Source organism: Streptomyces sp. 840.1, assembly GCF_003751445.1.
Taxonomy (GTDB): domain Bacteria; phylum Actinomycetota; class Actinomycetes; order Streptomycetales; family Streptomycetaceae; genus Streptomyces.
Map to the genome: position 1 here is coordinate 240,747 of NZ_RJUU01000001.1, position 24,356 is coordinate 265,102.

General features: G+C 71.5%; 20 protein-coding genes and 1 pseudogene. 7 read left to right on the top strand and 14 right to left on the bottom strand.

Translation table 11 applies throughout. From position 1 onward, the window contains the following. Positions 1–112: 112 nt before the first annotated feature. Positions 113–1,087, bottom strand: coding sequence for a LacI family DNA-binding transcriptional regulator (locus EDD93_RS01065; protein ID WP_123523364.1), 975 nt, complete (start codon positions 1,085–1,087; stop codon positions 113–115). A 290-nt stretch (positions 1,088–1,377) separates the two neighbouring features. Between EDD93_RS01065 and EDD93_RS01070 the strand changes: the two genes are divergently transcribed. Next, positions 1,378–2,838, top strand: coding sequence for a glycoside hydrolase family 30 beta sandwich domain-containing protein (locus EDD93_RS01070; protein ID WP_123523365.1), 1,461 nt, complete (start codon positions 1,378–1,380; stop codon positions 2,836–2,838). 95 nt (positions 2,839–2,933) lie between these two features. Here the strand turns inward: EDD93_RS01070 and cimA are convergent, their stop codons facing one another. The 6 genes from cimA to ureA form a co-directional block, all read right to left on the bottom strand. Beyond that, a complete protein-coding gene (cimA, locus tag EDD93_RS01075) occupies positions 2,934–4,541 on the bottom strand; it encodes a citramalate synthase (RefSeq protein WP_123523366.1) in 1,608 nt (535 codons plus the stop codon). 277 nt (positions 4,542–4,818) lie between these two features. Further along, positions 4,819–6,153, bottom strand: coding sequence for an MFS transporter (locus EDD93_RS01080; protein WP_123523367.1), 1,335 nt, complete (start codon positions 6,151–6,153; stop codon positions 4,819–4,821). An 81-nt stretch (positions 6,154–6,234) separates the two neighbouring features. Then, positions 6,235–6,840: a TetR/AcrR family transcriptional regulator gene (locus EDD93_RS01085; protein WP_123523368.1), complete on the bottom strand. Its 606-nt coding sequence runs from the start codon at positions 6,838–6,840 to the stop codon at positions 6,235–6,237. A 57-nt stretch (positions 6,841–6,897) separates the two neighbouring features. Beyond that, on the bottom strand, positions 6,898–7,923 hold the full coding sequence (locus tag EDD93_RS01090; RefSeq protein WP_123523369.1) for an agmatine/peptidylarginine deiminase: 1,026 nt from the start codon (positions 7,921–7,923) through the stop codon (positions 6,898–6,900). A gap of 61 nt (positions 7,924–7,984) precedes the next feature. Then, positions 7,985–9,667 (bottom strand): urease subunit alpha, encoded by a 1,683-nt coding sequence (locus tag EDD93_RS01095; protein ID WP_123523370.1) that lies wholly within the window; start codon positions 9,665–9,667, stop codon positions 7,985–7,987. After that, positions 9,667–10,365 carry an urease subunit gamma gene (ureA, locus tag EDD93_RS01100; RefSeq protein ID WP_123523371.1) on the bottom strand — a complete coding sequence of 233 codons (699 nt, stop codon included), beginning with the start codon at positions 10,363–10,365 and terminating at the stop codon, positions 9,667–9,669. The genes EDD93_RS01095 and ureA overlap by 1 nt, the downstream gene beginning before the upstream one ends. A gap of 158 nt (positions 10,366–10,523) precedes the next feature. Here ureA and EDD93_RS01105 point away from each other — a divergent pair, with 158 nt between their 5' ends. Then, positions 10,524–11,960 (top strand): cytosine permease, encoded by a 1,437-nt coding sequence (locus EDD93_RS01105; RefSeq protein WP_123523372.1) that lies wholly within the window; start codon positions 10,524–10,526, stop codon positions 11,958–11,960. A 21-nt stretch (positions 11,961–11,981) separates the two neighbouring features. Here EDD93_RS01105 and EDD93_RS01110 read toward each other — a convergent pair whose 3' ends face one another. After that, complete coding sequence (locus tag EDD93_RS01110) at positions 11,982–13,070, bottom strand: branched-chain amino acid aminotransferase (RefSeq protein WP_123523373.1); 1,089 nt, start codon at positions 13,068–13,070, stop codon at positions 11,982–11,984. A gap of 241 nt (positions 13,071–13,311) precedes the next feature. Further along, entirely contained in the window at positions 13,312–14,352 is a 1,041-nt protein-coding gene (locus EDD93_RS01115) for a 3-isopropylmalate dehydrogenase (protein ID WP_123523374.1), read from the bottom strand. 130 nt (positions 14,353–14,482) lie between these two features. On the opposite strand from EDD93_RS01115, the gene EDD93_RS01120 reads away from it, so the two are divergent. Continuing rightward, on the top strand, positions 14,483–16,054 hold the full coding sequence (locus EDD93_RS01120; RefSeq protein ID WP_123523375.1) for a metallophosphoesterase family protein: 1,572 nt from the start codon (positions 14,483–14,485) through the stop codon (positions 16,052–16,054). A gap of 34 nt (positions 16,055–16,088) precedes the next feature. Here the strand turns inward: EDD93_RS01120 and EDD93_RS40020 are convergent, their stop codons facing one another. Beyond that, positions 16,089–16,217 carry a hypothetical protein gene (locus tag EDD93_RS40020; RefSeq protein ID WP_260255582.1) on the bottom strand — a complete coding sequence of 43 codons (129 nt, stop codon included), beginning with the start codon at positions 16,215–16,217 and terminating at the stop codon, positions 16,089–16,091. 183 nt (positions 16,218–16,400) lie between these two features. Beyond that, positions 16,401–16,709: pseudogene (locus EDD93_RS01125) on the bottom strand (LysR substrate-binding domain-containing protein); the annotation flags it as partial. A gap of 226 nt (positions 16,710–16,935) precedes the next feature. Here EDD93_RS01125 and EDD93_RS01130 point away from each other — a divergent pair. Genes EDD93_RS01130 through EDD93_RS01140 form a run of 3 tightly spaced genes read left to right on the top strand, consistent with a single transcriptional unit; the run spans position 16,936 to position 19,570 of the window. Further along, positions 16,936–17,508: a CDP-alcohol phosphatidyltransferase family protein gene (locus tag EDD93_RS01130; RefSeq protein ID WP_123523376.1), complete on the top strand. Its 573-nt coding sequence runs from the start codon at positions 16,936–16,938 to the stop codon at positions 17,506–17,508. Beyond that, positions 17,505–18,365, top strand: coding sequence for a phosphatidate cytidylyltransferase (locus EDD93_RS01135; protein WP_123523377.1), 861 nt, complete (start codon positions 17,505–17,507; stop codon positions 18,363–18,365). Before EDD93_RS01130 ends, EDD93_RS01135 begins: the two co-directional genes overlap by 4 nt. Continuing rightward, positions 18,365–19,570, top strand: coding sequence for a 1-acyl-sn-glycerol-3-phosphate acyltransferase (locus tag EDD93_RS01140; protein WP_123523378.1), 1,206 nt, complete (start codon positions 18,365–18,367; stop codon positions 19,568–19,570). Before EDD93_RS01135 ends, EDD93_RS01140 begins: the two co-directional genes overlap by 1 nt. A 145-nt stretch (positions 19,571–19,715) precedes the next feature. Here EDD93_RS01140 and pruA read toward each other — a convergent pair whose 3' ends face one another. Further along, the gene (gene pruA, locus EDD93_RS01145; RefSeq protein ID WP_123523379.1) at positions 19,716–21,347 is read right to left on the bottom strand and encodes an L-glutamate gamma-semialdehyde dehydrogenase; all 1,632 of its coding nucleotides are present in this window, start codon (positions 21,345–21,347) and stop codon (positions 19,716–19,718) included. Between the two features lie 41 nt (positions 21,348–21,388). Next, a complete protein-coding gene (locus EDD93_RS01150; RefSeq protein WP_123523380.1) occupies positions 21,389–22,315 on the bottom strand; it encodes a proline dehydrogenase family protein in 927 nt (308 codons plus the stop codon). A 189-nt stretch (positions 22,316–22,504) separates the two neighbouring features. Here EDD93_RS01150 and EDD93_RS01155 point away from each other — a divergent pair, with 189 nt between their 5' ends. Further along, a complete protein-coding gene (locus EDD93_RS01155) occupies positions 22,505–23,647 on the top strand; it encodes a CdaR family transcriptional regulator (protein ID WP_123523381.1) in 1,143 nt (380 codons plus the stop codon). 31 nt (positions 23,648–23,678) lie between these two features. Here EDD93_RS01155 and EDD93_RS01160 read toward each other — a convergent pair whose 3' ends face one another. Further along, positions 23,679–24,299: a TetR/AcrR family transcriptional regulator gene (locus EDD93_RS01160; RefSeq protein ID WP_123523382.1), complete on the bottom strand. Its 621-nt coding sequence runs from the start codon at positions 24,297–24,299 to the stop codon at positions 23,679–23,681. Between the last annotated feature and the right edge of the window lie 57 nt (positions 24,300–24,356).

The window sequence follows — 24,356 nt, forward strand, 5'->3', positions numbered from 1 at the left end:
CTCGGCGCGCCGGGTACGGGCGGGTGCTGATGCGGTGCGGTGCGGTGCGGGTGCGCGCAGCCGGCTGCTGCGCGGAGTACGGGAGCGGGGAGGCCGGGTCCGGCCCCGTCCGCTAGGGCGCCGAGTGGCGCACGACCAGTTCGGTGGGCAGCACGAGGGGTGCGTCGGGTACGGCCGTGCCGCCGAGGTGGGAGAGCAGCATCCGTGCGGCCGTCTCACCCATCTGCCGGGTGGGCTGGCGCACGGTGGTCAGTGGCGGTTCGGTGTGCTCGGCCATCGGGATGTCGTCGAAGCCGACCACCGCGATGTCGCCGGGAACGGAGCGTCCGGCGGCGCGCAGCGCCCGCAGCACGCCTGCCGCGGTGATGTCGTTGTGTGCGAAGACCGAGTCGAACTCCACCCCGGAGGCGAGGAGTTCCTCCACGGCGAGCCGGCCGCAGATCTCGGTGAAGTCTCCTCGGACGACGAGGTCGGTGGGCAGCACGGAGACGAATCCCGCGAGCCGGTCGCGTACGCAGCCGAAGTCGTGGGGTCCCGTGACGACCAGGGGTCTGGTGCGCCCGGCAGCCCGCAGATGACGGGCGGCCGACGCGCCTCCTTCGTAATTGGTGGTCACGACGGAGGGGAACTCGGGGTGGTGTCCGCGATCGTCGATCAGCACGATCGGCAGTCCTGCGTGGTGCAGTGCGGTGAGGTGGCCGAGGGTGTTCTCGGGTTCGACCACCACCAGCCCGTCGAAGGCCCGCGCGGACACCTGGCTGGTGAAGCGCTTTACGGACTCGGCCCCCCGGTTGCAGGTGAACAGCAGCAGCCCGTAGTCGGCGGCCTCGACGGTGTCGACGACGCCCTGAAGCACCTCGCCCATCCACGGCCAGGTGAGCGAGGGCACCAGCATGCCGACCGTGCGGCTGTTGCCGCGGGCCAGGCCGACGGCGCCCGAGCTGGGCACGTAACCGAGCTGTGCGATCACTTCACGAACACGGGCGGCCGTTGAGCCGTCCACTTCGCCCTTGGTGTTGATGACCCGGGACACGGTCGTCTTGCTGACGCCGGCCTCGCGGGCGACATCAGCGATGGTGACACGCATCGGGGGGCCTCCAGGACGCAACAGGGCAGAGAGAGCGACCGGTGGTGGAACCGGTACCGCAACCGGTTCCGGAACCGGTACCGGCGTTGGTGGCGTGAGTTAACCCCGCCGACACAGAGCCGTCAATACTTCACGCCGAGATTGGTCCGTACCCATCCTTCGAGCTGCGAGGAACGCCGATACGTTCAAGTCTTGAAGACCTACACCCTTGACGTGAGCACGTAATAGCAGTTCACTCACGCCTCGTTCGACGGCAAGTTCCCCACACTCCGCCGAGAGAGGTCTTGACCATGATCCGATCAGGAAGAGCCGTACGGGCGCTGCTCGCCGCAGCGCTGGCCACCGCCGGCCTCACCGGGCTCTCGTCCCCCACCGCCCAGGCCGCGGGCGAGACCGTGCACATCGCCCTGACCACCACCGACGACTCCGGCGGGCGACACGTCACCCGGGGCCTGGAGGCCCAGACCCCGATCGCCTTCGAGGCCGGCAGCGGCGGCGACGGCACGAGCATCACGGTCGACGAGAACACCGGGTACCAGACCTTCACCGGCGGCGGCGCCTCGTTCACCGACACGGCCGCGTACCTGATGAAGAGCAGCGGGGCGCTGAGCCAGGCGGCCCGGGACGCCACGATGAAGAAGCTGTTCTCCCCCACGGACGGCATCGGCCTCTCGTTCGTCCGCAACCCGATGGGCGGCTCCGACCTGGCCCGCACCGGCTACACGTACGACGACATCCCCGCCGGGCAGACCGACCCGTCGCTCGGGCAGTTCTCGATCGCACACGATCTGCAGGACGTGCTCCCGCTCACCAAGCAGGCCAGGGAACTGAACCCGGACCTGACGACGGTGGCGTCCCCCTGGACCGCCCCGGCGTGGATGAAGGACAGCGGGCAGCTCAACGGCGGCTGGCTGAAGGCGGAGAACTACGGCACCTACGCCGACTACTTCGTCAAGTACCTGAAGGCCTACCGGGATCAGGGCGTTCCGGTCGACTACGTGACCGCGCAGAACGAGCCGACCTGCTGCTCCGGCTACCCCTCGATGAGCTGGAACGGCTCCGGGCTCGCGTACTTCACCAAGAACGAGCTGCTGCCCGGACTCCAGTCGGCCGGCCTGTCCACCAAGGTGCTGGCGCACGACTGGAACTGGGACACCTACGACGAGTACGCGGCCGCCACCGTGGACGACGCCGAGGTGCGCGACCACCCCAACTTCGGCGGGATCGCCTGGCACGGGTACGGCGGTGACGTGGCGAAACAGAGCGCGGTGCACGACCGGTACCCCGCGCTGGACGCCTTCCAGACCGAGCACTCGGGCGGCACCTGGATCGCCGACCAGCAGCGCGAGGACATGATGAACATCATCGACTACACCCGCAACTGGGCGAAGTCGGTGACCAAGTGGTCCCTGGCGGTGGACCAGAACCGGGGCCCGCACAACGGCGGCTGCGGCACCTGCGACGGTCTGATCACCGTGCACAACGGCGACGGGAGCAGCGGACAGGTCGACTACAACATCGAGTACTACACGATGGGCCACCTGACCAAGTTCGTCCGCCCGGGAGCCACCCGGATCGCCTCCACGGCCAGCTCCACCGTGCCCAACGTGGCCTGGCGCAACCCGGACGGCTCGAAGGCGCTGATCGCGTACAACGGCAGCGGCTCGGCGCAGCCGGTCACCGTCAACTGGGGCGGGCAGAGGTTCACCTACTCCCTGCCGGCCCGCACCTCCGCGACGTTCACCTGGTAGGCGGGCCCACCGGGGCAGAGCTGCGGATGTACATCCGCAAAGGCCGCCGTGCCGCCGGGACACCACTTGTGTCCCGGCGGCACGGCGGCCCCGCACTACTCCGTCGGCTCGATCCCCGCGCGCAGCAGGCCGAAGGTGTACGCGTCCTCCAGCGCCTGCCAGGACGCCGCGATGATGTTCTCCGCGACGCCCACGGTCGACCAGTCGGCCGTGCCGTCACCCGTGGTGATCAGGACCCTGGTCGTGGAGTCGGAACCGGTGCGCCCCTCCAGGATGCGGACCTTGTAGTCCACCAGCTCCAGCTTGGCGAGCTGCGGGTAGATCCGTTCCAGCGCGACGCGCAGCGCCCGGTCGAGCGCGTTGACCGGGCCGTTGCCCTCGGCGGTGGCGACGATGCGCTCGCCCTTGGACCAGAGCTTCACGGTCGCCTCGTTGGCGTGCGTGCCGTCGGGGCGGTCCTCGACGATGGCGCGCCAGGACTCGGTACGGAAGTAGCGGCGCACCCGGCCCTCGGCCTCGGCCCGCAGCAGCAGCTCGAAGGAGGCGTCGGCCGCCTCGTAGGTGTAGCCCTTGAGCTCGCGCTCCTTGACCCGCTCCACGACGCGCTGGACGAGCGCCCGGTCGCCCCCGAGGTCGATGCCGAGCTCCTGGCTCTTGAGCTCGATGGAGGCGCGGCCGGCCATGTCCGACACGAGCATCCGCATGGAGTTGCCGACCAGCGCGGGATCGATGTGCTGGTACAGGTCGGGGTCGACCTTGATCGCGGAGGCGTGCAGCCCGGCCTTGTGCGCGAAGGCCGAGACACCGACGTAGGGCTGGTGGGTGGAGGGGGCGAGGTTGACGACCTCCGCGATGGCGTGCGAGACGCGGGTCATGTCGGCGAGCGCGCCCTCGGGCAGCACGGTCTTGCCGTACTTGAGCTCCAGCGCGGCGACGACGGGGAAGAGGTTGGCGTTGCCGACCCGCTCGCCGTAGCCGTTGGCGGTGCACTGGACGTGGGTGGCGCCCGCGTCGACCGCGGCCAGGGTGTTGGCGACGGCGCAGCCGGTGTCGTCCTGGGCGTGAATGCCCAGGCGGGCGCCGGTGTCCGCGAGGACGGTGGAGACGACGGCCTGGACCTGGGCCGGGAGCATCCCGCCGTTGGTGTCGCAGAGGATGACGACGTCCGCGCCGGCCTCGGACGCGCTGCGCACGACGGCCTTGGCGTACTCGGCGTTGGCGCGGTAGCCGTCGAAGAAGTGCTCGCAGTCGACGAAGACCCGGCGGCCCTGTTCGCGGAGGAAGGAGACGGTGTCGCGGACCATCTCCAGGTTCTCCTCCAGGGTGGTGCGCAGGGCCAGTTCCACATGGCGGTCGTGGGACTTGGCGACCAGCGTGATCACCGGTGCGCCCGATTCCAGCAGCGCCTTGACCTGGGGGTCTTCGGCCGCCCTGCCGCCCGCTCTGCGGGTCGCGCCGAAGGCGACCAGCTCGGCGTTGCGGAATTCGATCTCCTGCTGGGCGCGGGCGAAGAACTCGGTGTCACGTGGGTTGGCGCCCGGCCAGCCGCCTTCGATGAAGCCGACGCCGAAGTTGTCCAGGTGCCGGGCGATGGTGAGCTTGTCGGCGACCGTCAGGTTGATGCCTTCACGCTGCGCACCGTCGCGCAGGGTGGTGTCGAAGACGTGGAAACTGTCGTCGGTGGGCTTGGCCTTGGTGGTCATGCTGGTCTGACTCCTGTCGGATGAGTGGATCCGGACGATCTGGCTCCACTTGCCCCCATCATCCCGCGTGCCTCGCTCCGGCCGAGGTGAGGGCCGGAAAACAAAAAACCCCTCGCGGGTGCGAGAGGTCTGCGCGCGGGTCTGGGGCACGATGGCCGTGCCGTACATGGTGGTACGGGACGGTCACTGCGGACCGGCGCGCCTGTTGCCAATAATCATGACGAACGAGGACACGGAGGCAGTCTGGCACAGGACCGCCTCCGTGCCGTGCCCTGTCTCAGGATGCGGGCGTGACGCTCGTCGCTCCCGCCTGCCGCTGCTGCGCCTGCGGCTGCCCGGCCGCGGCGACCCGGTTCAGGTCGATGTCGCGGGTCTCGCGCATCGACAGGTAGACGACGAGCGAGACGGCGGCGCAGCCCGCCACGTACCAGTAGAAGCCGGATTCGGCGCCGGCGTTCTTGAACCAGAGCGCCACGTACTCGGCGGTGCCGCCGAACAGCGCGTTGGCGACGGCGTAGGAGAGGCCGACCCCCAGGGCGCGGATGCCGGTCGGGAAGAGCTCGGCCTTCACGCAGGCGTTGATGGAGGTGTAGCCGGTGACCACGACCAGGGCCAGGAGCGCCAGGCCGAGCGCGGGCCAGAAGGTGTCGGCGTGCTTGAGCATCGTCATGATCGGCACGGTCAGGAAGGTCGAGCCGACGGCGAAGGTGATCAGCAGCGGGCGGCGGCCGATCCGGTCGGAGAGCATGCCGGCCAGCGGCTGGATGCACATGAAGACGAACAGGGCGCAGAAGCTGACGAGGGAGGCGGTGGACTTGTCCATGCCGGCGCTCTTGGAGAGGAACTTGGTGAGGTAGGTGGTGTACGTGTAGTAGGCCACCGTCCCGCCCATGGTCAGCGCCATCACCAGGAACGCCTCGCGCCGGTGCTGCCAGAGCACCTTGAGCGTGCCCCGGTCCTCCTGCTCGGCGGCGCCGGAGCCGGCGTACACCTCCGTCTCCAGCATGGAGCGGCGCAGGTAGAAGACGATGAGGGCGCCCAGCGCGCCGACGACGAACGGGATGCGCCAGCCCCAGCTGTGCAGCGCGGCGTCGGACATGTTGCGCTGCAGGACGATCTGGAGCCCGAGGCCGACGAGCTGCCCGGCGGTCATCGAGACGTACTGGAAGCTGGAGGCGAAGCCGCGCTTCTCGGGGGCGGATGCCTCGGTGAGGTAGGTGGCGCTGGCGGCGTACTCGCCGCCGACGGACAGTCCCTGGAGCAGCCGGGCGAGCATCAGGACGGCGACGCCGCCGTACCCGGCGACGTCGTAGGTCGGCGCGATCGCGATGAGGATCGCGGAGGCCGACATCAGGGTGACGGTGAGGGTGAGCGCGGCCTTGCGGCCCTTGCGGTCACCGATCCGGCCGAGCAGCCAGCCGCCGACCGGTCTCATGAAGAAGCCGACCGCGAAGATCCCCATGGTGTTCATGAGGTTGGCGGTCTCGTTGCCCTCGGGGAAGAACGCGTCCGCGAAGTAGACCGCGAAGGTCGCGTACACGAACCAGTCGAACCACTCGACCATGTTGCCGGCGGAGCCGACCCAGATCTTCTTCCACTGCTCTCGTCCCATGGTTGGTCACCGTGCCCCAACGGCTGCGGGACTAACAAGGATTCAGCCGGCAACGATCGGGCGTACTTACGTGCGTTGTGTTCACCGCAGCAGTGAGTCCCGCAGGAACTCCCCCACGTGGGAGAGGACTTGCTCGCGGCCGGTGCCCGGGATGCCGACCGCGACATGGACGCTGAAGCCGTCCAGGAGGGCGCGCAGCCGGGTCGCGAAGCGGTCCGGGTCCACGGACCCGAACTCGCCGCGCGAGATGCCCTCGGCCAGCAGCGCCACCAGGTCCCGGTGCCAGGCCCCCTCGATCGCGGCCATCCGCCCCCGGGCGTCGGCGTCGGCGTTCTGCGAGCGGTTCCAGACCTCCAGCCAGAGCGTCCAGTGCGGATCGCGCGGCCCCTCGGGGACGTACAGGTGCACATACGCGTCGAGGCGTTCGGCGGCGGGCGCCTGCCGGGAGAGCAGGGCGCCGCGCTCGGCGCCGAGCCGCCCCTCGCTCCACTCCAGGGTCTGCAGCAGCAGTTCGTCCTTGGTCCGGAAGTAGTACAGCAGGTGCCCGCTGCTCATCCCGACCTCGCGGCCGAGCCCGGCCATGGTCAGCCCGTCGAGCCCGCGCTCGGCGATGGTGGCCATGGCGGCGACGAGCAGGGACTCGCGGGGCGGGGCCGTGTTGCGCCGCCTGACGGGGGGCGGGGTCATGGCGCGGCCGGTGCGCTGAGCGTCTCGTTCACCAGTACGTTCTACCGGATGCGCCGGTCAGCCGGGTACCGCGGGCTGCTGCTGGGTGATGCAGTGGATGCCGCCGCCGCCCGCGAAGATCGTGCGGGCGTCGACCAGGGTGACGGTGCGTCCGGGGTACAGGCGGCGGAAGATGCCCGCCGCGATCTCGTCCCGGGGGTCGCCGAAGCCGCACAGGACGACGCCGCCGTTGCAGACGTAGTGGTTGATGTAGGAGTAGTCGACCCAGTGGCCCTCCTCGTCCCGCACGGCGGCGGGCGCCGGGACCTCGACGACCCGCAGGGCGCGGCCCCGTGCGTCGGTCACGGAGCGGAGCAGCTCGACGTTGCGTGCGCAGAGCTCGTGGTCGGGGTGGGAGGGGTCCGGCTGGGTGTGGGCGACGACCACCCCGGGGCCGGCGAACGCGGCGACGATGTCCACGTGGCCCAGGGTCCCGAAGCCGTGCGGCGGGTAGTCGCCGGTCAGCCCGCGCTCCAGCCAGATCGCCTTCGTGGTGCCCAGCTTGCCGTGGATCTCGGCCTCGACGCGCTCCTTCGTCCAGCCCGGGTTCCGCTCGGGGCCGAGCTGCACGGTCTCGGTGAGCAGTACGGTGCCCTCGCCGTCGACGTGGATGCCGCCGCCCTCGTTGACCAGGGGCGAGCTGTGCACGGGGACTCCGGCGAGAGCGGCCACCTCGCGGGCGATCCGTGCGTCGTGCTCCCAGCTCGCCCAGTCCTGCGCGCCCCAGCCGTTGAAGACCCAGTCCACGGCGGCGAGCCGGCTGCCGTCGGTGACGAAGGTCGGCCCGATGTCGCGCATCCAGGCGTCGTCCAGATCGCGTTCGACCAGCTCGATGTCCGGGCCGAGGAGCGGGCGGGCCTCCTGGGACTGCCCGGTCGGCACGACCACGGTCACCGGCTCGAAGCGGCGCACGGCGCGGGCCACGGCGGCCCAGGCCTCGCGGGCGCGGCCGAGGTCGTCACCGGTGAACGTGGCGTTGGGTCCGGGCCAGGCCATCCAGGTGCGCTCGTGCGGGGCCCATTCGGGCGGCATACGGAAGGTCATGTCGTCGGACTCCTGAAGGCTGTGTGTCGTAGGGCGGAGCGGTGCTCGTGGAGTGCTGCGGCTACAAGAAGTAAAGGCGGTTGAGCGAGATCGAGTCGGCGGGCCCGGACCGCATCGGCGCCCCGTCCAGCGTCACCAGACCGCTGTCCCCGTTCACCCCGACCTCCCCGATCCGGGAGTTGAGACGCAGATCCGCCGGGCCGATCGAACGGGTGCCGCGCACCGCGACCCGGCGCCGCCGGGTGGGCATCAGGTCGGAGCCGAGATCGGCCGCCGCCTTCGCCACGAAGGCCACCGAGAGATCGGCCGGGGTCGCGCCGTGGCCGCCGAACAGCGGTCCCAGGACCAGCGGTTCACAGGTGTCGGTGGCCGCGTTGGGGTCGCCGGTCACGCCCCATGCGGGGAAGCCCGACTTCAGGACCAGCTGCGGCTTCGCGCCGAAGAACTGCGGCTTCCAGAGCACGATGTCGGCGAGCTTGCCCACCTCGATCGAGCCGATCTCGTCGCTCAGCCCGTGCGCGATCGCCGGGTTGATGGTCAGCTTGGCCACGTAGCGCAGCACCCGGGCGTTGTCGTCGTGCGGGCCGTCGCCCTCCAGGGGGCCCAGCTCGGCCTTCATCTTCCCGGCCATGGCGAAGGTGCGGCGTACGGTCTCGCCCGCGCGTCCCATGCCCTGCGCGTCGGAGGAGGTGATCCCGATCGCGCCGAGATCGTGCAGGACGTCCTCGGCGCCCATCGTCCCGGCCCGGATCCGGTCACGCGCCATGGCGGCGTCCCCGGGCAGATCCGTCTTCAGGTCATGGACGGAGACGATCATCCCGTAGTGCTCGGCCACCGCGTCCCGTCCGAACGGCAGCGTCGGGTTGGTGGAGGAGCCGATGACGTTGGGGACACCCGCCATCTTCAGCACGTTCGGTACGTGCCCGCCGCCGCAGCCCTCGATGTGGAAGGCGTGGATCGTCCGCCCGTCAAGGACGCTCAGGGTGTCCTCGACGGAGAGGCACTCGTTCAGCCCGTCGCTGTGCAGGGCCACCTGCACGTCGTGCTCCTCCGCGACCCGCAGTGCCGTGTCCAGGGCGCGGGTGTGCGCGCCCATGTCCTCGTGCACCTTGAAGCCGGACGCGCCGCCCTCGGCCAGCGCCTCCACCAGCGGTGCGTCGTCGGAGGACGAACCACGGGCCAGGAAACCGATGTTGACCGGCCAGGCGTCGAACGCGTTGAACGCGTGGCGCAGCGCCCAGGGCGAGTTGACGCCGACACCCCAGACCGGGCCGAACTCCTGGCCGATGACGGTGGTGACGCCGGAGGAGAGCGAGGCCTCCATGATGCGGGGCGAGAGCAGGTGGACATGGGTGTCGACGGCTCCCGCGGTGGCGATCAGCCCCTCGCCGGAGACGATGGTGGTGCCCGTCCCGACGACGACGTCCACGCCGTCGAGCGTGTCCGGGTTCCCGGCCCGGCCGATCGCGTGGATGCGCCCCTCCCGGATGCCGATGGAGACCTTCCGGATGCCCAGGACCGCGTCGATGACCAGCACGTTGCTGATGACGACGTCGCAGGTGTGGCGGACGGCGGCGGCCTTGAGGTGCAGCCCGTCGCGCGCGGTCTTGCCGAACCCGGCCAGGAACTCGTCGCCGTGGCGCTGCGCGTCCGATTCGACGCGCACGACGAGCCCGGAGTCGCCGAGGACGACCCGGTCCCCGGCGCGGGGTCCGTGGACCGACGCGTACTCGTAGGGGTCCATCAGGCGCCGCCCTCCGCTCCGAGATAACCGCAGGCCACCGCGCGTCGCAGGGCCTCCTCCTTCGCGCCCGGCGCGTCCAGCGGACCGTCGACGAGACCGGCGAAGCCGATCGCGATCCGCGCGCCGCCGATCGGCAGCAGCCCGACCTCGGCCGTGCCGCCCGGGTCGAACCGGACCGAGGATCCGGCCGGCACGCACAGCCGCATGCCGTACGCGGCCGTCCGGTCGAAGTCCAGCCGGGGGTTGGCCTCGAAGAAGTGGAAGTGCGAGGTGACGCTGACCGGGACCGTCGCGGTGTTGCGCACGGTCAGCCGCAGCGCCGGCTCCGGTTCGGCGTGCGGCGGGGCCGGCAGCACCGCGCCGGGGGCGCTGTCGCCCAGCCGCGTCCCGGTGCCGGCACCGATGGGGTCGCTCACCACGGCGAGCCGCGATCCGTCGTCGAAGACGGCCTCCACGTGCACCTCGGTGACCACGTCCGCCACTCCGGGGAGCACGTCGTCGGCCCCGAGCACGGCGCGGGCGGCCGCTATCGCCTCCGCGAGCCGCAGCCCGTCGCGGGCCGCCTCGCAGACGGTGTCCGCGACCAGGGCGGTCGCCTCGGGGACGTTGAGCCGCAGCCCGCGGGCCCGGCGGGCCCGCGCCAGTTCGGCGGCTCCGAAGAGCAGCAGCCGGTCACGCTCACTCGGGGTCAGTCGCACGTCACCACACCTCCTGTTTGAACGTCACTCTAATCATGACTCGCTCACGGTTCCAGTCACGATTCAACGAAATCCAGAATCCCTGGACCATTGACGGGTCCCACTGGATTACGTCAGATTGAGCAGCACTCAAATAGTCGAACGTCAGGGGCGGCCTCATGCCGATCGAACAGCACGGAGTCGACACCATCCCGGAGGCGGAGCGCACCAGCACCCCGCGCGACCTCGTCTCGATCCTGCTCGGATCGAACCTCTGCCTGGGCGTGATCGTCTTCGGCTGGCTGCCGGTCTCCTTCGGGCTCGGCCTGTGGCCCGCGGTGACCTCGGTCGTCGTCGGCACGGCCGTCGGGGTGGCGGTCACCGCGCCGCTCGCCCTGGTCTCGCTGCGCACGGCGACGAACCTGTCCACGTCCAGCGGCGCGGCCTTCGGCGTACGCGGCCGGCTGGTCGGCTCCGTCGTCGGGCTGCTGCTCGCGCTGGGGTACACCGCGCTGACCCTGTGGATCGGCGGCGACGTGATGGTGGGCACCCTGGCCCGCCTCGCCGGACTGCCCTCGGGCGGCCTCTCGCACACCCTGGTCTACGCGGTCCTGGCAGCCTGCACGGTCGTCGGCGCGGTGTACGGGTACCGGCTGCTGCTGCGCCTGAGCAAGATCCTCGCGGTCGGCATGACCGTGCTGCTGCTGATCGGGCTGATCGCCTATGCGCCGGACCTCACGACGGCGGCCCCGCCGGACACCCCGTACCTGCTCGGCTCGTTCTGGCCCACCTGGGCGCTGTCCGCCGTGGCCGCCGGGCTGAGCGGGCCGATCGCCTTCATCACCCTGCTCGGCGACTACACCCGGTACATCTCACCGGTCCGCCACCACCCGCGCCGGGTGCTGCGCGCCACCTGCGCCGGCCTGGTCGTCGGACTGCTGGTCCCGCAGCTCTTCGGTACGTACACCGCGCTCGCCGCCCGCGCCTCGCTCGACTACGCGGGTCCGCTGGTCGCCGCCGCACCCGCCTGGTACCTGCTGCCGCTGCTCCTCGCGGCGACCGCGGGCTCGGTGGGCAACGCCGGGCTGATGCTCTACTCCATGGGCCTGGACCTGGACGCGATCCTGCCGCGCGCCACCCGGGCACGGGCCACGCTGGTCGTCGCCGGGGTCGCCACCGCGTTCGTGTTCCTGGGCCACTTCGTGTGGAACGCCCAGTCGGCGATGACCTCGTTCGTGCTGCTGCTCACCGCGATCGGCACGCCCTGGGCGGTGATCACGATGATCTCGCACCGGCGCTGCCGGGGTGCGTACGACGCGGAGGCCCTTCAGGTCTACAACCGGGGCACCCGGGGCGGCGTCTACTGGTACCGGGCCGGCTGGCACCCGCACGCCACCCTCGCCTGGGCGCTCGGGGCCGCGGTGGGCCTGTGCGGCGTCTCCACCCCGCTCTACGAGGGCCCGCTGCTCGCGCTGACCGGCGGGGTGGACTGCAGCTTCGTGCTGTCGGGCCTGGTCGGCGGGGTGACGTACGCCGTCCTGACCGGGCCGGGCCGGTACGGCGCCGCCGGCCGGACCCGCGGACAGGCCCGGCCGGCGGCTCAGCACACGCCCTGAGGCCGATCCGGACGACAGGCCCTAGCCGAGCGGGTGCATCCAGCCGTGGGTGTCCTCGGCGGTGCCGCGCTGGATGTCCAGCAGGCGCTCGCGGAGCTTGAGGGTGACCGGGCCCGGCGTGCCGTCGCCCTGGACCCACTCGCCGCTCGCGCTCTTCACGGTGCCGACGGGGGTGATGACGGCGGCGGTGCCGCAGGCGAAGACCTCGGTGAGGGTGCCCGCCGCCGAGTCGTCGCGCCACTGGCCGATCGAGACCCGGCTCTCCTCGGGCTCGTAGCCGAGGTCCGCGGCGAGCGTCAGGAGCGAGTCGCGGGTGATACCGGCGAGCAGCGAGCCGGTCAGGGACGGGGTGACGATCTTGTTCCCGTACACGAAGTACAGGTTCATCCCGCCGAGCTCCTCGACCCACTTGTGCTCGACGGCGTCGAGGTAGGCGACCTGGTCGCAGCCCTTGGCGGCGGCCTCGGCCTGGGCGAGCAGGGACGCGGCGTAGTTGCCGCCGGTCTTGGCGTCGCCCATGCCGCCGGGGACGGCGCGGACGCGGTCCTCCGAGAGCCAGATGGAGACGGGCTTCACGCCGCCGGGGAAGTACGCGCCGGCGGGCGAGGCGATGACCAGGAACAGGTACTCGTTGGACGGCCGCACGCCGAGGCCGACCTCGGTCGCGATCATGAACGGGCGCAGGTACAGCGACTCCTCGCCGCCGTGGGCCGGGACCCAGGCCGCGTCCTGCTGGACCAGCGCGTCGCAGGCCGCGACGAAGGTCTCGACGGGCAGCTCCGGCATCGCGAGCCGGCGGGCGGAGGACTGGAAGCGCGCGGCGTTGGCCTCGGGGCGGAAGGTGGCGACCGTGCCGTCGGGCTGGCGGTAGGCCTTGAGGCCCTCGAAGATCTCCTGGCCGTAGTGGAGCGTCATGTTGGCCGGGTCGATCGACAGCGGCGCGTACGGGACGAGCTGGCCGTCGTGCCAGCCGCGGCCTTCGGTCCACTTGATCGTCACCATGTGGTCGGTGAAGTAGCGGCCGAATCCGGGCTCGGTCATGTTCGCCTCGCGCTCCGCGTCGGACAGCGGGTTCGAGGAGGGCTTGAGCTCGATCGTGGGCGTCGTCATGAGTACGTGTCCTTCACCGTTTTGTGTGTGTAGGACCGCACTCACGCCCACTCCCGCCGGACAGGTCGTAGGACGTCCGAGCTTCATGGCGAGCCACGGCCCCGTTCGATTATCTCTCGCGGGAGGCCGTGCACGAAATGACGTGTGCGCGGTCCAGGATTCGATGGTGACACCCGGGGCCGCACAGGAGAAGCCGCCGGGTGCGTGTGCGACCCGGCGGCTTCGTGGTGGAGTCGTCGGATCAGCCCGCTACGCGTACCGCGAGCGCGTCGCCGATCTCGTCGGTGCTGCGGGCACTGCCGTCGCGCTCCGCGAGGTCGGCGGAGACGGCCTCCTCGATGCGCACGGCCTGGGCCTCGTGGCCGAGGTGGCGCAGCAGGAGGGCGACGGAGAGGATCGTGGCGGTCGGGTCGGCCTTGCCCTGGCCCGCGATGTCGGGGGCCGAGCCGTGGACCGGCTCGAACATCGACGGGAAGGCGCCCGTCGGGTTGATGTTGCCCGAGGCGGCCAGGCCGATGCCGCCGGAGACGGCTGCGGCGAGGTCGGTCAGGATGTCACCGAAGAGGTTGTCGGTGACGATGACGTCGAAGCGCTCCGGCTGGGTGACGAAGAAGATCGTCGCGGCGTCGACGTGCAGGTAGTCGGTGGTGACCTGGGGGTACTCGGCCGCGACCTTGTCGAAGGTGTTCTTCCACAGGTGGCCCGCGTAGACGAGGACGTTGTTCTTGTGGACCAGCGTCAGCTTCTTGCGCGGGCGGGCGGCGGCCCGCTCGAAGGCGTCACGGACGACGCGCTCGACACCGAAGGCGGTGTTGAGGCTGACCTCGGTGGCGACCTCGTGCTCGGTACCGGTGCGCAGCGAACCGCCGTTGCCGGTGTACGGGCCCTCGGTACCCTCGCGGACGACGACGAAGTCGATGTCCGGACGGCCGGCCAGCGGGGTCTCGGTGTTCGGGAACAGCTTCGACGGCCGCAGGTTGATGAAGTGGTCGAAGGCGAAGCGCAGCTTCAGCAGCAGCCCGCGCTCCAGGACGCCGGACGGCACCGAGGGGTCACCGATCGCGCCGAGCAGGATGGCGTCGTGGCCCTTGAGGGCCTCCAGCTCCGCGTCCGGGAGGGTTTCACCGGTGCGGTGCCAGCGCTGGGCGCCGAGGTCGTACTCCTTGGTCTCCAGCTTCACATCCTGCGGGAGAACAGCGTTGAGGACCTTGAGGCCCTGGGCCACGACCTCCCGGCCGATACCGTCACCGGGGATCACTGCGAGATTGATGCTGCGAGACATGCCCAGCACCCTACTGCGCGTCCCACCCCATGACACGTCCCGTCCACCATACGGACACATGGGATGTTGTACGTGTACCGTTCACCTACCCGACGGGAGCACGTCAGCGAGTGGGTGGAGGTTGTCGCCCATGGACATCCCCCGCTTCGGAATCCCCGAGAAGCTCGCCGACCGCATGAGCATGGCCGAGCAGCACGACTACCTGCGCAGCCGGCTGACCCGTCGCGGTGTGCTGCGCACGAGCGTGGCGACCGCCGCGGTCGCCGGTGCCGGTCTCGGCACCTCGCTGACCACCTCCCCCGCGTACGCCGCACCGACGGTGCTCACCTCGCACAGCACCACCCGGGTGGACGGCTCGCTGGTCGCCCCGTTCGGCCGCCACCTGGCCTACGGCGCCGACCCGAGGACGCAGATGGCGGTCTCCTGGCAGGTCCCGTTCGCCGTGCGCCGCCCGTACATCCGGATCGGCCTCAAGCCGTGGGCACTGAGCCGGAAGATCGACGCCGAGGTGCGCCACCTCACCACGCCGCGGCTGAACGACGGCAAGATCGCGGCCGCCGAGCAGTTCTACGTACACGCGGGCCTGGAGCGGCTGAAGCCCGGCACGACGTACTACTACGGCGTCGGCCACGACGGCTTCGACCCGGCCGACACCCGCAACCTGGGCACCCTCGGCACCTTCACCACCGCGCCCTCGCGCGCCGGGAACTTCACCTTCACCGCCTTCGGCGACCAGGGCGTCAGCTACCACGCACTCGGCAACGACCAGCTGATCCTGGGCCAGAACCCCGCCTTCCACCTGCACGCGGGTGACATCTGCTACGCCGACCCCTCGGGCTCCGGGCAGACCAGCGACACCTACGACGCCCGCACCTGGGACCAGTTCCTGGCGCAGACGGAGACCGTGTCGAAGACCGTGCCGTGGATGGTGACCACCGGCAACCACGACATGGAGGCCTGGTACTCGCCCGACGGATACGGCGGCCAGAACGCCCGCTGGACGCTGCCCGACAACGGCCCGGACCCGGTGAACCAGCCCGGCGCCTACTCGTTCGTGCACGGGAACGTGGGCGTGATCGCGCTCGACGCCAACGACGTCTCCTACGAGATCCCCGCCAACTTCGGCATCAGCGGCGGCCGGCAGACACGCTGGCTGGACCGGCGCCTGGGCGAGCTGCGCGCCCGCCACGACATCGACTTCCTGGTGGTCTTCTTCCACCACTGCGCCTTCTCCACGACCAACGCACACGCCTCGGACGGCGGCGTGCGGGACGCCTGGGTGCCGCTCTTCGAGAAGCACCAGGTGGACCTGGTCATCAACGGCCACAACCACGTCTACGAGCGCACCGACGCGATCCTCAGGAACAGCGTCCAGCGCAAGGTGCCGATCGGCGAGCGCACCAACCCGAAGCGCGACGGCATCGTGTACGTCACCGCGGGCGGCGCGGGCAAGGCGCTCTACGACTTCCCGGCACCGGACAGCTACGAGGGACACGTCACGGACCTGGAGAGCGTGAACACCTACCACGCGGTCAAGGGCGGCGGAAAGGCCGCCGAGACCGTCGAGTGGTCCCGGGTGCGCTACACCGGCTTCTCGTTCCTCGCGGTGGAGGTGGAGGCCGGGCGGCACGCCCGGATGAAGGTCACCGCGCTCGCCGAGTCCGGCGAGCGCATCGACCACTTCGAGATCAGCAGGGGCTGATCAGCGGGTCACGGCCGGGCCGGGGCGGGCCCGGTCAGTGACCGGTGGAGCCGCCGTTGTCCCGGCGGTCGAGTGCGCGCTGCAGGGCGGCGGCGGCGTTCTGGCGCTCCGACTCGGTCGGGCGGTGGGCGTGACGGACGCGGCGGACAGTGGTCTCGGCCATGGTGGATCGACTCCTTGAGATCGCGAGGATTTCGAGATCGAACATCGTGAACGGTGATTTCGAGATCGGTGATTTCGAGGCGCCGGAAGGGGCGGGAGCGGATGCCGCAGGGGTTACCTGCATCGGGGCACGCACTCACAACGCCAGTCGCTGGTTCCAGCGAGACGTTCGGCTTCTACAAAGCTAGGGCAGCCGCGCCGTTCTGTCTCCACAATTACTCGGACTTCCTACTATCTGAGACGGGGCCTCGGCCCAGCCGGCCCGCAGCTCCCGGATGAGGGCCCGCGCGGCGAGCGATCGTGCCGGCTCAGGGGTGGTGACACAGCCCACCGACCGCGTCGGGCGCTCCGGTCCGAGAGCGGTGATCGCCACCGTGTCCGGTGCTCCTTCGAGGGACAGTCCGGGCATGACGGCCGTGCCGAGACCGCGGGACACCATCGAGAGCACCGCTCCGTCGTCCTCCGCCTCCGTCGTCGCGCGCGGGATCCGGTCGGCCGGCCGCCCGCAGCCCCGTACCGCATCTGCGCGGCGAGAACACCGGCAGGACGCTGATCCGCCTGCCGGACGCGTCCGGCAGCTGAGGCGGGTCCGGCAGCTGAGGCGGGTCCGGCAGCTGAGGCGGGTCCCCGGGCGCACCCGGGCACCCACCACGTACTCATCCCGCACTTGAGTACGCACCCCGTGTCGAAGCGCCGCACGGCGCACGACAGTTGGACCCATGAACGGCCTCTACGCTCTGAAGCCCTGGTACGCGAACCGGCTCTCCGGTGTGCGTGCCTCGCTGGTCCGCCACGAGGTGTCGCCCGACACCGTCACCGCGGCCGGCGTGCTCGCCGCGGCCTGCGCCGCCGCCGCACTGGCCTGGCTGCCCGCCGGCCCCGCCGCCCTGCCGGTCGCCCTGCTGCTCGCGGTCCGGCTCGCCTTCGCCAACCTGGACGGGGCGCTGGCCCGCGACACCGGCCGCACGACGCGGCGTGGCGCGATCCTGAACGAACTGGGCGACCGGGTGGCGGACCTCCTCGTGCTGGCCGGCTTCCTCACGCTCGCCCCGCTGTGGCTGGTGGCGCTCGCCGGGCTCGCGGCCACCCTGCCGTCCTGGGTCTCGCTGGCCGGGGCCTCGGCCGGAGCGCCCCGGCGCAACGGCGGCCCGGTCGGCAAGACCGAACGCTGCCTGCTGGCCGTGGTCGCGGCGGCGAGCGGCTGGGCCGTACCCGTACTGGCCGTGATCGCCGCCGGTTCGCTGCTCACCGCCGCGCTCCGGCTGGCCGGCCTGTGGCGGGAGACGGCATGAGCGCCCTGCTGATCGCCGAGGAGGCCGCCACGCGCGCCGTGCCGCTGGTCGCGGGCGTGCTGGGCGCGGGCGGCGCGGCCGTCGCCGTCCTCCCCTCGAAGGTGCGGATGCGGGCCGAGCTGCGCAGGCGGTGGCGGACCTGGGCGCTGGTGGCTCCCGTCTTCCTCGGGTCCTTCCTGCTGGGCGGCGGCGGTACGTTCGCGCTGGCCGCCGGGCTCGGAGTGGTCGCGGCGGGCGAGTTCGTCCGGATGGCGGGGCTGCGGCGCGGTGACCACGCGGTGCTGGTGGCGGCCGCGCTCGTGCTGCCCGCGCTGGCCTGGCTCGCGCCCCACCTGCTGGACCTGCGCGCCGCGGCGCTGCTGCCGGTCGCCGCCGCGCTGCCCCCGGTGCTGGGCGGCGACGACCGGACCGGCTTCACCCGCAGCGCCCGGACCGCCTTCGGGCTGCTGTGGATCCCGGTCGCGCTGACCGGTCTGGTGACCCTCGGCGCGGCCGCGGTCGCCGTGGGCCTCGCGGTGGCGCTGGGCGATGTCGGCGCCTGGTGCGGCGGTACGGCACTGGGCCGGCGCGGTCCGCTCGCCCGGCCGCTGTCGCCGCTCTCCCCCAGCAAGACCTGGGCGGGCGCGCTCGGCGCGGCCGCCGCGACGGCCGGACTCCTGCTGGTACTGGGCGAGTTCAGCCTGCCGCTGTGGGCGGCGGTGACCGGCGGCTGCGTCCTGGGCGACCTGGTCGAATCGATGGTCAAGCGCGAGTCGGGGGTGAAGGACGCGGGCAGCTGGCTGCCCGGTTTCGGCGGTCTCCTCGACCGGATCGACTCCCTGCTCGTGGCCCTTCTCCTGGCGATGGTGCTGACCTGATGAACACCCTCACGCGCACGCCCGGACGGGCCCTGCTCCCGGTACGGTCCCGCTTCGCCGCCTCGCTGAGGCGCGCCCTGTGGTGGACCGCCCTCAGCCTCACCGGCGGGGTCGAGCGGCGCGGCCGGCTGCCCCGGGGCGGCTGTGTGGTGGTCGCCAACCACTCCTCGCACGCCGATACGGCCGCGCTCCTCGCGGCCCTCGACGCCCGGCACAGCCCGGCGATCGGGGCGGCGGCCGACTACTGGTTCGCCTCCCCCTGGCGGCGCCGGATCTGCCGCAGGCTCGCGGCCGGGTTCCCGGTGCGGCGGGGCGGCGGCGGGATGGACGACCTGCTCTCGATGGCCGGCGAACTGCGCGCGGGCCGGGCGGTCGTGCTGTTCCCCGAGGGCACCCGGGGCAGGGACGGCGAACTGGGCTCCTTCCACCGGGGCGCCCTGGTGCTGGCCGAGGAGGCGGGGGTGCCGGTCGTGCCGGTGGGCATCGCCGGGACGGACCGGCTGCTGCCCAAGCACGGCCGGCTGCGGTCCGCCCCGGTACGGGTGACGGTCGGTGAACCGCTGCCGCCGGCGGCCACTCCCGGCCAGGCCCGTGACGCGGTGCGGGCGCTGCACGACCGGACGGCGGCCGAGCCGCTGCGGGACTCGGCGACCCGGCGTCGGGTGGCGGCCGTCGTGACCTCGCGGTGGGGGCTGCCGCTGGCGTTCTGCTGGGCGTTCGCGGAGGCGCTGAGCTGGCCGCTGATGCCGGAGCTGCTGCTGGGCGCCGTGTGCGTGGCGGCGCCCCGGGCGGCGCTGCGGATGTCGCTGGGCGCGCTCGCGGGGAGCCTGGCCGGCGGACTGCTCGCCCTGCAGCTCGCCTCGGCCGGGGTCCAGTTGCCCGCGCCACTGACCACGGACCGGATGCGCGCGGAGGTCCGGCACGAACTGGCGCTGGAGGGCGCGTCCGCAGTGCGCCACCAGCCGTGGAACGGCGTCCCGTTCAAGGTGTACGGCGCGGAGGCCGGGCGCGCCGGGGTCCCGGCGGCCGACTGGATCGGCGCGTCGGCGGCGGCCCGCGGCTCGCGCACACTCACCGTCGGTCTCGGCCTCGCCGGGTTCGGGCTGCTGATGCGCCGCCACCGCCGCCACTACGGCCGCTACCTCGCGGCTCTGGGCGGCGGCTTCGCGGTGGGACTCTCGCTGATCGTGCACGGCTGGAGCTGACCCGGCCGCGCTGCGACGGCCCCGCCGGACCGGTCCGCCGGAATGGAAACCGCCCCCCGGCCGGCAGGGGAACCGGTCGGGAGGCGGGATTCGTGGCGGGGCGCCGGGAGGGCGGCGCCCCGGAGGGGGTGAGCCCCGGTGAGGGTCAGCCCTGGTGGGGGTAGGTGTACTCGGTCGGCGGGACCAGCGTCTCCTTGATGGCCCGGGTCAGGGTCCAGCGCTGGAGGTTCTGCGGGGCGCCGGCCTTGTCGTTCGTACCCGAGGCACGGCCGCCACCGAAGGGCTGCTGGCCGACGACGGCACCGGTCGACTTGTCGTTGATGTAGAAGTTGCCCGCGGCGTACCGCAGCTTCTCCATCGTGTACGCGGCCGCGGCGCGGTCGTTCGAGATGACGGCACCGGTCAGGGCGTAGTCGGAGACCGACTCCATCTGCTCCAGCATGGCGTCGTACTTCTCGTCCTCGTAGACGTGGACGGCGAGGATCGGGCCGAAGTACTCGGTCGTGAAGACCTCGTTCGCCGGGTCGCTGCACTCGATGACGGTCGGACGCACGAAGTAGCCCACCGAGTCGTCGTACGTGCCGCCGGCGATGATCGTGCACGCCGGGTCGGCCGCGGCGCGGTCGATGGCCGCCTTGTTCTTCGCGAAGGAACGGTCGTCGATGACGGCGCCCATGAAGTGCGACAGCTCGGTGACGTCGCCCATGGTGATGGCGTCGACCTCGGCCGCGAACTTCTCCTTGAAACCGGAGTTCCAGATGGAGGCGGGGACGTAGGCACGCGAGGAGGCCGAGCACTTCTGGCCCTGGTACTCGAAGGAGCCCCGGGTCAGCGCGGTCTTCAGTACGGCCTGGTCGGCCGACGGGTGGGCGACGACGAAGTCCTTGCCACCGGTCTCACCGACGAGCCGCGGGTAGGTGCGGTAGTTGGCGATGTTGTTGCCGACCGTCTTCCACAGGTGCTGGAAGGTGGGGGTCGAGCCCGTGAAGTGGATACCGGCCAGGTCGCGGTGGTTCAGGGCCACCTCGGAGACGGCGATGCCGTCGCCGGTCACCAGGTTGATGACGCCCTTGGGGAGACCGGCCTCCTCCAGGAGCTGCATCAGCAGCACGGCGGCGTGGGTCTGCGTCGGGGACGGCTTCCACACCACGACGTTGCCCATCAGGGCGGGCGCGGTGGGCAGGTTGGCCGCGATGGCCGAGAAGTTGAACGGCGTGATCGCGTAGACGAAGCCCTCCAGCGGGCGGTGGTCCATGCGGTTCCACACGCCGGCGGAGTTGGCCGGGGGCTGCTCGGCCAGGATCTGGCGCGCGTAGTGCACGTTGAAGCGCCAGAAGTCGACGAGCTCGCAGGGGCAGTCGATCTCGGCCTGCTGGGCGGTCTTGCCCTGGCCGAGCATCGTGGAGGCGGCCAGCGTCTCGCGCCAGGGGCCGGAGAGCAGCTCGGCGGCGCGCAGGATGATGGCGGCGCGGTCGTCGAAGGACATCGCGCGCCAGGCCGGAGCAGCGGCGAGGGCGGCGTCGACCGCGTCCTTCGCGTCCTGCTCGGTGGCGCCCGCGAAGGTGCCGATGACGGCCTTGTGGTTGTGGGGCTGTACGACGTCGAAGCGCTCGCCGCCGCCCATCCGCTTCTCGCCGCCGATGGTCATCGGCAGGTCGATCGGGTTCTCGCTGAGCTCCTTGAGCTTCGCCTCCAGGCGGGCGCGCTCCGGGGAGCCCGGGGCGTAGGAGTGGACCGGCTCGTTGACCGGCGCGGGGACCTGGGTCACAGCGTCCATGGGTTCCGTTGCTCCTTCAGTAGAGGGGAGGGGGAGGGGGCTCAGCCCTTGGTGAGGATGGAGCGGCCGAAGAACAGCAGGTTGGCCGGCTTCTCCGCGAGGCGGCGCATGAAGTAGCCGTACCAGTCGGTGCCGTAGGCGGTGTAGACGCGCATGCGGTGACCCTCGGCCGCGAGCCGGATGTGCTCGTCGCTGCGGATGCCGTACAGCATCTGGAACTCGTACTCGTCGAGCTTGCGGCCGGCCTTGCGGCCCAGCTCCTGGGCGATGGCTATCAGACGCGGGTCGTGGGACCCGATCATCGGGTAGCCGTCGCCGTCCATCAGCGTCCGCAGGATGCGGACGTACGCCTTGTCGATCTCGGCCTTGACCTGGTACGCGACGGAGGCGGGCTCCTTGTAGGCGCCCTTCACGATACGGACGCGGCTGCCGGCGTCGGCCAGGCGGCGCGCGTCGTCCTCGGTGCGGAAGAGGTAGGCCTGGATGACGCATCCGGTCTGCGGGTGGTCCTTCCGCAGCTCCTCGTGGATGGCGAACATCGAGTCGAGGGTGGTGTGGTCCTCGGCGTCCAGCGTCACCGTGGTGCCGATCGCGGCGGCGGCCTCGACGACCGGGCGGACGTTGGCGAGGGCCAGCTCGTGCCCCCCGTCCAGCGCTTGGCCGAACATGGAGAGCTTCACGGACATCTCGGCCCGCGTGCCCAGACCGAGGTCCTTCAGGCGGCCGACGAGCTCCAGGTACGCGTCGCGCGCGGCGGCGGCCTGCGCGGGCGTGGTGATGTCCTCACCGACCACGTCCATGGTGACTTCGAGGCCCTTGCCGGCGGCGTCCTCGATGATCGGGACGACCTGCTCGACCGTCTCACCGGCGATGAACCGGCCGACGACCTGCTTGGTGCCCGGGGCTGCCGAGATGAAGCGGCGCATCTTGTCGCTGCGGGACGCGGCGAGAATCACGGGACCCAGCACGGGGCACCTCCACGGAAAGTACGGACGAAGGCCGTACCGCAACGGCCGAACGCGAGGTTCGGAAAGCGGTACAACACGGAGAACCACCGTGAAATCTATGGATCTCTCCGATCCTGGGCCATCGACAGCTGTCACGCATCCGTGCCCTGGATCTCAGACATATGTCTGAAGGGGTGCGAGAATGGCCGGGTGAAGGGCGATTACCAGGAGCTGGTCGACGAGATCTCCGGACTGCTCGGCGCTCCCGCGACGCTGGAGAACCGGGACTTCGGCCTGGTCGCCTTCGGCGCCCACGACAGCGACGACGACACGGCGATGGACCCGGTCCGCACCCGCTCGATCCTGACCCGCCGCTCGACCCCCGCGGTCCGCGCCTGGTTCGAGAACTTCGGCATCACCCGCGCCACCGGCCCCGTCCGCATCCCGGCCGCCCCGGAGGCGGGCGTCAACCGGGACCGGATCTGTCTTCCGGTACGCCATCGGGGTGTGGTGCTCGGCTACGTATGGCTGCTGGACGCCGACCCCGGGCCGACCGACCAGCAGCTGGACGCGGCGATGGAGGTGGCGGCCCGGATCGGGGCGCTGCTCTCCGACGAGGCGCGGGCGGGCACCGACCTGTCCCGGGAGTTCGGCGCGGTCATCACGGCGGCGCGCGGCTGGCAGCGCGACATGGCGGTGGCCGCGCTCAGCGAGGCGCTCGGCCCGGACGCGGAGGGGCTGCACACCGTGGTGTGCGTGACCCCGTGGCGGGACGACCCGCCCTCGGTGCGCACCCTGCCCTCGGCGGCCGCCCTGTCGCCGGCCCTGTCCGCGGACACGGCGGGCACCCCCGCCCTGGCCGCGCTGGTCCGGCTCCGCTCACCCGAGGTCCTGGACCCGGCGCTCACCGCCGCCGACCGGCTGCGCGCCACCGCGGGCGCCGCCGCCACCGCCGGGATCGCGGTGCCGCGCCGGGGTCTGGCGGAGCTGGCCGACGCCTGGCACGAGGCGTCCGCCGCGAACCGGGCGGCAGCGGCGGAGACCAGGTTCGGCCCCGTAGCCCAGTGGTCGGCCATCGGCCCGTACCGCCTGCTGACCGCCCTCGCCCCGGACACGCCGCCCGATCACACGGTCCGCCCGCTGCTCACCCCGGCGCACCGGGACCTGGCCCGTACGGCCGAGGTGTTCCTCGACTGCGCGGGCCAGGCGTCCCGGACCGCGGGTGAGCTGGGCATCCACCGCCAGACGCTCTACTACCGGCTCTCCCGGGTCCAGCAGCTCACCGGCCTCGACCTGAACGACGGCGAGGACCGGCTGCTGCTGCACATGGCGCTGAAGGCGTCCCGGCTCTGAAGGCGGCCCGGCCCCGGGCCTACGCGGGAGCCTATGCCGCACCGTCCTGGGCCGCACCGTCCTGCGGCGCCCGGCCCTCCAGTACGGCCTTCAGCCCGTCCGTCAGGTCCTGTGCGGAGGGCGCGGAGTCACTGTCCATCAGCCACTGGACCATGACGCCGGCGAGCAGCGCCTGGCAGAAGAGACCGGCCACGCGCGCCTTCTCGGGCTCGGTCTCCGGGTCGATGCCCAGCATGTTCTCGGCGAGCCCGTCGCGGCCCTCGCGCTGGGGGCCGGCGAGGGACTTCTGCAGCTCGGGGTCGGAGTCGATGCGCGAGACGACCTCCATCTGGAGCTGCCAGATGGCCCGGGTCTGCTCGTAGCTTCCGATCACCCGCTCCCAGGTCTCGCGGAACTGGTCGAGCGGTGCGGCCGGCACCTCGGGCCGGGCCTCCTGCTCAGCCTGTCCCTCCTTGGTCAGCACGTCGCCCCACTCCTCGGTCACCTTGAGGAAGGCGAGGTTGAGCAGGGCCTCCTTGGAGCCGTAGTGGTAGCCGATGGAGGCGAGGTTCGTCCCCGAGGCGGCCACGATGTCGCGGGCCGTCGTCCGGGCGTACCCCTTCTCCAGCAGGCAGCGCTTGGCGCCTTCGAGCAGATCCTCACGATGTCCCATGACAGCAGCGTACCCGGCATGCAGACGTTTGTGTAAGACGCACGTCTAGATGCCGGG